We start from the raw sequence: 9,933 nt of genomic DNA, 5'->3' as shown, positions 1-9,933 counted from the left end.
TGGACGAGCGCCGCGAGCTGATCGAAGGCCGCGCCGACGCCGTGCTCCGCGGCTACCTCACCGATGAGGAGCCGTGGACGGCCGACCTCGGCGCGGCTCCGAGGGGCCACAAGCAGAAGGCGGCGTGGTGGCGTGCCGCTCGCACCGTCGCCGCCTACCGCGACCGCTACGGCATCACCGACGACCGGACCCCGCTCGGCCCGACGCCGGAGAGCACCAGCCAGAAGATCGACGCCATCCGCGCCCGCGCCGCCCTCAACCGCGCCCAGGCGATCGCTCACGAAGGCACGACGGCTGATGCGGTGCGGCCAGCGACCACATCACGCCCCGCACCGAGCTTGTGAACCCGTCCAGCGAGGGCGGCCGTCAGAGAGAGCGCCCCGGCGTGCCCGGCGACGGGTGCCGGTGCCCGAACTCGCGTCCGACCTCGGGCCGCGTCACAGTCCGGTCCGGGGTTCTGTCGGCGTCGAGTAGGTCGATCACGTCGCTGGGCTGGGTGACGAGCGAGGCGAAGCCTTGCTTGATGAGTTCGTTCGGCCCCGCGCTCGTCACCGGGCCGGGCACCGCACCGACGCCCCGGCTGAGTTCGCGTGCGGCGATGACAGTGGTCATCGACCCGGACCGAGGACCGGCCTCGGGGATCACGGTCGCACCCGAGAGCGCCGCCAGCAGGCGGTTGCGGGCCAGGAACCTGTGTCTGGTCGGTGCGGCTCCCGGCGGCAGCTCGCTCACCAGCAAGCCGACATCCCCAATGCGATTCAGCAGCTCGCTGTGCCCGGCCGGGTAGGGGCGGTCCAACCCGCCGGCCAGAACGGCGATCGTCTGACCGCTCGCGGCAAGCACGCTCTTGTGCGCGGCCCCTTCGATCCCATAGGCGCCACCGGAGACGACGACCCGTTCCTCATCGGCAAGACCCGCCGCCAGCTCGCCCGCGACCTGCTCTCCATAGGCGGTCGCAGCGCGAGCGCCCGTGATCGTGGCCCGATCGCTCAGCGCCGTCATCAAGAACGAGACCGCACCGCGAGTCCACAGCAGGTACGGCGCACGATCGCTCAGGTCGTTCAGGCCGGCGGGCCATTCCTTGTCGGCGGGGATGAGCGTGCCGAATCCATGCCGCTCCGCCTGAGCCATCTGATCCAGCAGGCCGGGTGTGACCCGCGCCGTCAGTCGTTCGCGCCACATCAGTGTGTCGGCGCGTGCCAGGCCGGGCACTTCGTCGTCGGACTCGATCAGCCGCAGCGCCTCGACCCCGCCGTGACGGGCCAGGACGTACCCCGTGATCGGGTCGTTCGGCTCGGCGATCATCGACAACGCGACCCGCGCCATCCGCTCACCCTGCACCTGCTCCGCCAACGTGGCCATGATCGGTGTCCTCTCGCTCCAAGGTCACCGACGAGGTACACGCCCGCCTGCCGATGGGGTTCCCTCTGCCATAGGACAGTCGTAAACTCGGTAGCGAGGCAGGTTCAGCAAACTATGCGGGTCCTTCGGGACGGCCCTTCGCGGGCACTCGGTTCATAGCCGCCTCCACGACGGAACACCGTCGCGCTATGACGAGGAAAGAGGCCTGCAATGCTCCGGACGTCCGTGGCGCTCAGCGCACGAGGCTATGGCGTACTCCGCTACGCACCCACGAACCTGCTGCTCAACGCGATCCGCACACGACGCGGCCTGAAGTGGGGCGTCCCCGCGATGCTGCTCGCCGGGGTCTACTTCTACGCCGCGGCGATCTGCACCACGATCATCAACGACGGGGGTCCCGGTTGGCTCTACCTGCTGGTCCTGGTGTTCGTCTGGAACGCCTTCAAGTTCCTTTGGATCGGCCCCGTCAGTCTGATCCAGCTCATAAGTGTCCGTGCGGGGGAGCGTCGCGAACGGCAACCGGTGCCGTCCTCGCGGTGACGCGCAGGCGAGCCCACCGCGCCATAGGGCACTGACCACGACACAGTCGCATTCGGTTGGCGCGTCCCTTCACGGTGTACCGCATCGATTCGGCGTGTCGATGGCTCTGTGATGTCCTTACGAGTAGTATCCGTTACATGCAGGACTTCACGAGCCTGAGCGACGCGGGCCTCACTGACGTTGATCGAGCGCTGCGTCATGAGCGGCTACGTCGCCGTAAGGCGTGGCGTAACTGCGAGCGCTGCGATCAGGCGTTCCTCGGGCGAGGTGATGCGCGCTTCTGCTCGGCTCGCTGTCGAGTCGCCGCGCATCGAGCGGGGAAGGAGTCCTGATGAGTGACACGCTGCGGGTTGTCGCGTCACGTCGGTACGGAACGCTCTCGCCGCTCCGCTATCCGGGAGGAAAGGCGGCGCTCGCTGGCTTCTTTGGCGACATCATCGATGCTCTCAGGGTCGAGCGTGCACGTTATATCGAGCCATATGCCGGTGGCGTGGGAGCTGGGATTGCGTTGCTCCGTGAGGGCATTGTCGAAGAACTGGTTGTCAACGACATTGACCCTGCGGTGTACGCCTTCTGGAAATCTGCGGTCGGAGACAATGCCAGCTTCGTTGAAATGGTTGCGTCCGTCCCACTTACGATCGCTGAATGGCAGAAGCAGCGAGAGATATACAGATCGCGCGATGAGCGAGATTCACTCCGCCTCGGGTTCGCCTTCTTCTTTCTGAACAGGACCAATCGTTCAGGGATTCTGAATGCCGGAGTTATCGGCGGTCAGCGGCAGGAAGGGAGATACAAGATTGACGCCCGCTTCAATCGCGAAACGCTCATCGAACGATTGACTGCGATCGGAGGCTTGGCCGATCAGATCACGGTCTCAGACCTTGACGGCAGGACAGTGATCCAGCGTTACGCTCAGGACGATCGAGCATTTATGTACATCGATCCGCCCTATGTTCAGGCGGGGTCTCAGCTCTACCTCAACGCGTTCGACGGGCGCGATCACGCAGCCCTCGCGGCGATCGTCAATACGGTGGAGAAGGCGCACTGGCTCATGACGTATGACACGGCTCCACTGATTGAGAAGCTGTATCGCGAGCACTTCCAATGCCGCTTGGAACTGACCTACTCCGCGCGGTATCCGGGGCAGGCCGAAGAACTACTCGTTGCATCGCCCGCGGTCGCCGGTGTGGTCAAGGCGTTGCAGGGGCAGACTGTAATGGCGGACGCAACAAGCGCCTGAGCAGCGGATTGACCACCTTCCACGCCTGCCGAACGTCCTCTGCGGTCACTGACGCATCTGCGCTGTGCGCGATGAGATTGAACCACTGGATAGAGCCATGTTTGTGGGCGTTTCCCGACTGTATGGCGCCGATGGTCGATTTGAGAGTCTTCTCCGAGCCATAGGTTTGCGCGACCACTTTGAAAACCGCACTCAACTCGCCTGTCGCGGGCGTTGCAGAGCCCTCGAAATGGACCTTGATGGTGGCTTCGAGAACAGAGCGCAATAGGATCGCGGACGCGATAGGCAAGTTTCCCAGGTTGATCCGTCGTAGCTCGAAGTAGCGCAGTTTGAGGTTCAGTGGTGCGTTCTCGTAGTCGAGGCCAGACAGATCGAGCGTGTCCTTTGTGTCTGGATGGTTCGGTCCACGGCTTCCTGCTCCGCTCGGAGGCTCAGGCTGGGGTGGCGTTGCCCCGCCGGTCGCGCTACCGGGACCGCTTGGAGGCATTCCGTGGCTGACACCTTGCGACGGTCCAGGCGGAGTCGGTGGTGCGGGCGCGGCGGGTGATGGTGTCGGCGTTGCTGTAGTGGGTACACCGTTGAGACGGTCCACGAACGGCTGGTAGGCGTCATCACGCTTCTTGAGCTCCGGAGAGCGGGTGTTGAGCCTTCCAGCGCGAAACTCCCCGACTAGATACTCCAATGCACCGAGCTTCTTCTTTGGAAGTTTCGACGCGATCTTTTCGGGAGTTGAGGACCGAGGAAGCAACATGCCGTCTCTATCGAACTCCACCCCGATCGCAGCCGCGATGTCCTTACTTCGGTACGCGTACTCAAAGGCCGACATCGCCAAGTCGTCGCTGGCGGCGTACTGCCGGAGGGTGTGATCGGAGAATGGCGCAGCGGCAAGGAAGCGTCGCATCACAGCCATCTTCATGAACCTTGCGACCTCGACATCGGGGTACTGCGCCTTGACGTCCTCCACAGTCGTCTGGTCGTCCACGAGTGAGTAGTAGAAGGTTGCTTGTTGGTCGCGGCTCCACCGCTTCTTGGAGATGCCAGTGTGCAGTCGGGCAACGTGCGGGGCGGCGGTCGCGCGATCAGGCGCCACGATCACGCGGATTCGCTCGGGGAGGTTTTCTGCCTCGACTGCGTACCGCTTGAGCAGTGAGCGAACCTCGGCTTCGTGACCAGGCACGATCGTCGGGTCGTAGAGAGCCTTGAGTGCGCTGACGCGCCGGTTGCCTTCCAGGACGATGTACGAAGGCGGCTCGTCCCGTGACTCCGCCGCGATCACGATCGGCACCTCGTTGTCGAAGTAGCCGTCGCGAAGGATCAGCCGCGCCGCGCCGAGGACGTCCTCGGAAGCGAACAGATACTTCAAGGCTCCGGCTTCATCGTCGCGACGAGTCGGGATGCGGTAGTTCTCCAGGTCGAGCAGGAGCCGGCTCAGCTCGACCTCCACGATGGGTAGCTGCTCGTAAGCCATGTCCAGCCTCGTCTCGATGATCCGTCCGGCGATCTACGCCCTCGGTGCCGAACGGACGAGAGCTGTCGTTCAGTCCCAACTGTAGCCGCGCTGTTTCGCGATCGGGCTGAGACACGTCGAGGCGCATCAACCGAAGCTCCTCTGACGCGCGAACGCACGAACTGGTTGCCATAGGCGCCCGTGACGCCGTGACAGTTCTCGACGCGGGCAGGCGCCCAGGCACGGGACCACGGTCATGCAAACCATGCAGCCTGCCGGCGACGCCGCGTGGTCGCGTGAACTGCGGAACCAGACGGAAACGAGGCCGAGCTGCCACTTCGGACGCTTGTACGGAACCTGTCGTCGCGTGTCTTCACGGGACGGCCATGGTGCGTCGCCGCCTGGTACTGACCACAGTCCGTGGGACGATAGGCATGGGAGCCGCCGGTTCCGAGCGGGAGAAGGTCCGTTGATTCACGCTCATCGTCCCGTTGCGAGCCGAGCGCTCAGCTTGCATTGGGGGGCATGCAAGGAGTAGCCAATGAGGGTCGCGCGCATCCGTATCGGACGTTTCCGGGGTTATCGCCATGCAGCGCTCGTGGTGCCAGAGAACATGGTGCTTGCAGGTGAGCCGCAGGCGGGCCGCACTGACATCGTCGAGGCCCTGCGCCGGGTTCTCGACGCCCGCAGTACTCGGTCCCGCGTGAATCCTCTCGACGTCTACCGACCTGCTGACGGCGATGAAGAGTCCTTGACGGAGGTAGAGGTGACTCTCCTCGACCTCGGGGAGGACCTCGAAACTCTTCTCAGCGAGAATCTGGAAACGTTCGACCGGGCAACCGGGGAGATCGCCACGCCAAGCAACGCGGGCGACGCGGTTCTGGGCGTACGTCTGTGCTATCGCGCACGATATGACCTCGATACGGACACCGGCGAGCACTGGGTCGATTACCCGGCGCGAAGTGATCCCGCTGCCGGTGTGTTCAAGAAGGCGAGCCGGATCGAGCGTGAGTCTCTGCCTGTCCAGTTCGTTGACAGTGCGCCGGCTCTCCAGCTGCGGGCAGAGGGAGTCCTGAGAGCACTCCTTGCTGATGCCGATCCTGGTGGCCTGGACAGCGCCCTCACCGATCTGGATTCGGCCGTCCATGCTGCAACCGGGTCGTTCTCTGAGACGGAGGTGGTCACTAGCGTTCTGGATAAGGTCATTGATTCCGGACCGCAGACTCTCTTCGGTATCGATGACTCCGCCGACATCAGTTTTCTGGCGGATGACGGTTCTATGGCTGCCCTCCTCAGAGCGCTTCAACCAGCGATCTCGATGGGTGCGGCCGGGGCCCTTCCCGTCCGTTCCCAGGGGTCGACTCTCGAGAGTGTGCTCTCGGCCGCTGAAGCCATCGCAGCCGCGCGAGATGCACAATCAGGCGTCGTCATCATCGGCGATGACTTCGGAGATCGCCTTGACGCATCGTCATCTGAACACATGGCGCGGCTCATCCACGTAACGGCAGGGCAAGCGATCCTCACAACGCGCCGTCCTGAGGTAGTACGAGCATTCGATCCCGGTGAGCTGGTTCGGCTCACGGTCAGCCACGGCGAGAGACGACAGCACCAGCTCTCTGCAGTCACGGACAAGACGGGCCGAGTCAACCGGAGGCTCATCCTGGAGCAGCTTCTCGCAGCGCTGAGCGCGAGAACCGTTGTCCTCCTGGAGGGGCCGCTCGATGTCGAGGGGTACGGCGCGCTCGCGTCGCGGCTCTTCCGGAAGACGAACGAACCGCACCACAGCCTCCCCGCTAGGTGTTCGGGGTGATGTGGCCGATCGCGGAGTGGCGCCTTCGGGTGTTGTAGCGGTTGGCCCACCGGAACACGGCCCGGTAGGCGGTGGCCCGGTCGGGGAACGCCGCGGCGCCTTCGAGGAGCTCGCGTTTCAGCGCGGCGTTGAGGCTCTCCGCCAGTGAGTTGTCGGCACTCGAGCCGATCGCACCCATGGACTGCGTCACCTTCAGCCGCTCGCAGAGCTCGGCGTAGGCCTTCGAGGTGTAGACGCTGCCGTGGTCGCTGTGAAACACGGCGCCGGCCAGCGAGCCGCGATCACGAGCCGCTGCGCGGAGGGCGTCCTCGACAAGTTCGGTGCGCATGTGGTCGGCGACCTGCCAACCGGCGAGCTTGCGAGAGCCGAGGTCGATGCAGGTCGCGAGATAGAGGTTCGTGCCGTCAGCGATGGGGAGGTAGGTGATGTCGCCGACGTACCGGCGGTTCGGGTCACCGATCGAAAAGTCCCGTCCGATGAGGTCGGGGAAGCGGCGGCCGGACTGGTCCGGGACCGTGGTCTTCACCCTCCGTCGCAACCGGATCCCGGCGAGCTGGTGCTCCCGCATCACCCGGGCGACCCGCTTGTGATTCACCCGCCCGGCCGCGGCGACGCCGTCGTTGAGGTCCGCGGTGATCCGCGGCGCACCGTAGGCGCGGTCCCCGCCCAGTGCGGGGTCCTGCAGCACCCGGATGCGAGCCACGAGAGCGGCGTCTTCGGCGGCCCTCGCCGCCCGCCGTGGGGCGGCGTCCAGCCAGGCGTAGTACGACGACCTGGCGATCTCGATGACCTCACACAACCGCTTCACGCCGTAGGCGTCCTTGTGGTCCTCAACGAACTGGAAGCGGTTCACCAGTTCGTCTCCCCGGCGAAATACTTCGCCGCCTGGCGGAGGATATCCCGCTCCGTCTCGAGCTTGATCCGCTCCGCTTCCAGCCGCGCGTTCTCGGCCTCCAGCCGCATGATCTTCGCCGCCGGCGACTCCGACCGCCCCGACGCGGACGTCGACGCTCTGCCGGCGGTCGTCGTCCCGGAGCCGAGCTTCTCAACCCACTCCCGCAACGCACCGCGGGAGATCCCCAGATCCGCCGCGATCGCCTTCAACGTCGCCCCAGGCGTGGACTCATACAAGTCCACCGCCCGCTGCCGGAACTCGTCCGTGTAGTTCTTCCTAGCCATCCCTTGGATTCTCGCTTCCCCAGCGCCGTGCTGGAATCAGCGTGTCCAAGATCAGGGGTCAAGCGCCAGAAGCAGTTGGCAGATCGGTATTTGGTGTCTGCCACCAGTCCAGGAGTGCCTCTGCCGTCTCCGTAGAATCTCGTTTGGCAAGCCTGGGTGTCTCGCACTGAGGTAGAAAAAGAACAAGCTCGCGTCTCATCTAGAGAAGCGAGCCTGCCGTGTTACTTCAACAATACGTGGTGCATCCGGCAACATCAAGTAACGGAAACTACGCGGCAGCGGTGGGTTTTGGCCAGGCCGCAACGCCGCTGCAGCTGGTCAGCCGACATCGACGATGGCCATCATGCCAGCATCTTCATGATCAAGGATGTGGCAGTGGTATACGGTGCGCCCCGGGTGACGAGCGAAGTCGATGAGCACCCGCACTCGACCTTGGGCAGGAACATTGACGACGTCACGCCAAACCTGTTCGCTGACCGGTTGCCCGTCCGTCTCGATCACCTGCATCGGCCATACGTGTAAATGGAAGGGGTGATCCATGGGTGTGGGGTTCGTGATGAGCCACTCTTCCACGGCTCCCGCAGCAACGCGTTGGTCAACTCGGTCGATGTCGAAAGTACGACCGTCGAATCCGAGATCCATCATGCTCCCGCCACCGCGCATCATCGACCCCATTCCCATGGTGAAGGCAATCTCCCGCCGCCGCGCAACAGGCTGCTCGCGTAGATCCCGAAGAACCGGCGAGCGAACTGGCACCGTATCTGGCGTAGAAGTCTCTTGCCCGGAGACAGTGAGCGTGGCAATGGCCTCAGCTCCGGAGAGGTTTCGACCTCCCATCATTCCCATTCCCATTCCACCACGGTCGTAGCCCAGTGTCTGAAACTCACCACTACCGGCGCTCATGCTCACGAGAAGGTCGGCGCGATTACCGGGAGCCAGGAGCACGTCCCGCACTTCCCGGGGAGCCTGTTCGTGACCCCCGTCGATCCCCAGCAACTCCAGGCGCTGCCCGGGCAAGGCCAAACGTAGGTAACGGGAAGTGCACGCATTGATCACTCGCCAGCGTTCCCGCTCCCCAGGTCGTGCCGACATGTGTGGGCGGTGCTGGCCGTTGACCAATAGGAGATCACCTTCACGGCCCATCATCACGTCCATGCCCGAGGCGGTCGCGATCTGTCCTCCAGCGGTGAGTGAAATGTCGGAGACGACGAGCACCCGCTCTCGACTGACCGGCATTTTTTCATCCTCGACAATAAGTGCACCGTACAAGCCGCCGAATAGCTGGTCAGCGACTGAGCCATGCCGATGAGGGTGATACCAGCACACACCAGACGGGTGATCCTCTGGCAAGGTAAACCGGTAACCAAAACTCTGCCCAGGGTCTATAGAGAGGAAGGGGTTGTCACTATTCCCCGAGGGAGAAACCTGTAGCCCGTGGGTATGCAGGTTGGTTGGGGTGTCCAGTTCGTTACGCAACTGCACCTCGATGGTGTCCCCCGGTCGCACCCACCAGGTTCTCCCCGGCAATGTGCCCCCGTAGGTCAAGGCTTGTACCTGTCGCCCGGCGATGGTCACCTCGCGACGAGCGGCGACAAGATCCACCTGCAGCAAACCACCGCTGCTGCGTAACACCTCTGGCTCAACCAGCAGATCACCATCAGCCACGCGCCCACCCCAGGGAAGACCTGTCTGAGAGAGACCGATCCCTCCAATAACGACACCGAGCCCTCCCACAGCCCCGAGCTGGAGCGCCTGTCGACGGGTGATCGGTTTCATGCGTCAGGTGCTCCGTCGAGTCGTTGACGTCGCTCGTCGTACTCACTGGTGTCAATTTCTCCACGGGCATAGCGCTCATCCAGCAACTCACGAGCCCCACTGGTCCCGATGCGATGAGGTGTCTGTCGAGGCCCACGTGCGGCGAAGACTCGAACAAGAACCACGATCAGTATGACAATTCCCACCACGAGCAGGACGAGGAAGACCCAACTCCAGCCCATACCCCACCAGCCCATGTGGCCCCCATTCGACCCCATTTCCATCACCTCCGAGGTGCTGTATCCAAAGACGGCGCGGCAACTGTTGAGATGATCTCGGCGAAACAGTAATTGTTCCAACAGTCATCGAGTCATTGGACTCAATTCTAGTCGAGACCCGATTCACCGACCGTGTGTAACTGCTGCGGGTGAATCAGGGCCTTGACCCTCGATCGTGGACACGGTGTCGTTTCGGTTATGCCGCTTCCGCGAGGGTAGCGGACGTGGTCGCCGCGTAGGCGGTTTCGTAGGTGTTCGGGGTGATGTGGCCGATCGCGGAGTGGCGCCTTCGGGTGTTGTAGCGGTTGGCCCACCGGAACAC

8 protein-coding genes and 1 pseudogene are annotated in these 9,933 nt (G+C 63.8%); 4 read left to right on the top strand and 5 right to left on the bottom strand.

Features of this window, described 5'->3' with window-relative positions; translation table 11 throughout:
- Positions 1-344: pseudogene (locus CJ226_RS16910) on the top strand (conjugal transfer protein); the annotation flags it as partial.
- A gap of 22 nt (positions 345-366) precedes the next feature.
- On the opposite strand, the gene CJ226_RS16905 reads toward CJ226_RS16910, so the two are convergent.
- Positions 367-1,362 carry a DNA-processing protein DprA gene (locus CJ226_RS16905; protein ID WP_102209893.1) on the bottom strand — a complete coding sequence of 332 codons (996 nt, stop codon included), beginning with the start codon at positions 1,360-1,362 and terminating at the stop codon, positions 367-369.
- 210 nt (positions 1,363-1,572) lie between these two features.
- Between CJ226_RS16905 and CJ226_RS16900 the strand changes: the two genes are divergently transcribed.
- Positions 1,573-1,902: a hypothetical protein gene (locus CJ226_RS16900; RefSeq protein ID WP_026529636.1), complete on the top strand. Its 330-nt coding sequence runs from the start codon at positions 1,573-1,575 to the stop codon at positions 1,900-1,902.
- Positions 1,903-2,233: 331 nt separating this feature from the next.
- Positions 2,234-3,142, top strand: a complete 909-nt coding sequence (locus tag CJ226_RS16895; RefSeq protein WP_102209892.1) for a DNA adenine methylase — start codon at positions 2,234-2,236, stop codon at positions 3,140-3,142.
- On the opposite strand, the gene CJ226_RS16890 is transcribed toward CJ226_RS16895, so the two are convergent.
- Entirely contained in the window at positions 3,093-4,610 is a 1,518-nt protein-coding gene (locus tag CJ226_RS16890) for a hypothetical protein (RefSeq protein ID WP_026529634.1), read from the bottom strand. The two genes, CJ226_RS16895 and CJ226_RS16890, sit on opposite strands and share 50 nt — an antisense overlap.
- 520 nt (positions 4,611-5,130) lie before the next feature.
- On the opposite strand from CJ226_RS16890, the gene CJ226_RS16885 reads away from it, so the two are divergent.
- Positions 5,131-6,399, top strand: a complete 1,269-nt coding sequence (locus tag CJ226_RS16885; RefSeq protein WP_102209891.1) for a hypothetical protein — start codon at positions 5,131-5,133, stop codon at positions 6,397-6,399.
- Here CJ226_RS16885 and CJ226_RS16880 read toward each other — a convergent pair.
- The 3 genes from CJ226_RS16880 to CJ226_RS16870 form a co-directional block, all read right to left on the bottom strand.
- A protein-coding gene (locus tag CJ226_RS16880; RefSeq protein ID WP_102209890.1) for an IS3 family transposase occupies positions 6,383-7,578 on the bottom strand; the annotation gives its coding sequence in 2 pieces (ribosomal slippage) (positions 6,383-7,269 and positions 7,269-7,578; 1,197 coding nt in all). The two genes, CJ226_RS16885 and CJ226_RS16880, sit on opposite strands and share 17 nt — an antisense overlap.
- A 318-nt stretch (positions 7,579-7,896) precedes the next feature.
- Positions 7,897-9,354 carry a multicopper oxidase family protein gene (locus CJ226_RS16875; RefSeq protein ID WP_102209889.1) on the bottom strand — a complete coding sequence of 486 codons (1,458 nt, stop codon included), beginning with the start codon at positions 9,352-9,354 and terminating at the stop codon, positions 7,897-7,899.
- Complete coding sequence (locus CJ226_RS16870; protein WP_308409692.1) at positions 9,351-9,575, bottom strand: SHOCT domain-containing protein; 225 nt, start codon at positions 9,573-9,575, stop codon at positions 9,351-9,353. The genes CJ226_RS16875 and CJ226_RS16870 overlap by 4 nt, the downstream gene beginning before the upstream one ends.
- Between the last annotated feature and the right edge of the window lie 358 nt (positions 9,576-9,933).

It is taken from the genome of Microbacterium sp. UMB0228 (assembly GCF_002871415.1).
GTDB lineage: Bacteria > Actinomycetota > Actinomycetes > Actinomycetales > Microbacteriaceae > Microbacterium.
This window is presented reverse-complemented; position numbering and strand designations above follow the sequence as displayed.

Coding starts and splice junctions, on each gene's coding strand:
- CJ226_RS16905 (WP_102209893.1), bottom strand. CDS start 1,362: ATGGCCACGTTGGCGGAGCAGGTGCAGGGTGAGCGGATGGCGCGGGTC.
- CJ226_RS16900 (WP_026529636.1), top strand. CDS start 1,573: ATGCTCCGGACGTCCGTGGCGCTCAGCGCACGAGGCTATGGCGTACTC.
- CJ226_RS16895 (WP_102209892.1), top strand. CDS start 2,234: ATGAGTGACACGCTGCGGGTTGTCGCGTCACGTCGGTACGGAACGCTC.
- CJ226_RS16890 (WP_026529634.1), bottom strand. CDS start 4,610: ATGGCTTACGAGCAGCTACCCATCGTGGAGGTCGAGCTGAGCCGGCTC.
- CJ226_RS16885 (WP_102209891.1), top strand. CDS start 5,131: ATGAGGGTCGCGCGCATCCGTATCGGACGTTTCCGGGGTTATCGCCAT.
- CJ226_RS16875 (WP_102209889.1), bottom strand. CDS start 9,354: ATGAAACCGATCACCCGTCGACAGGCGCTCCAGCTCGGGGCTGTGGGA.
- CJ226_RS16870 (WP_308409692.1), bottom strand. CDS start 9,575: ATGGGCTGGAGTTGGGTCTTCCTCGTCCTGCTCGTGGTGGGAATTGTC.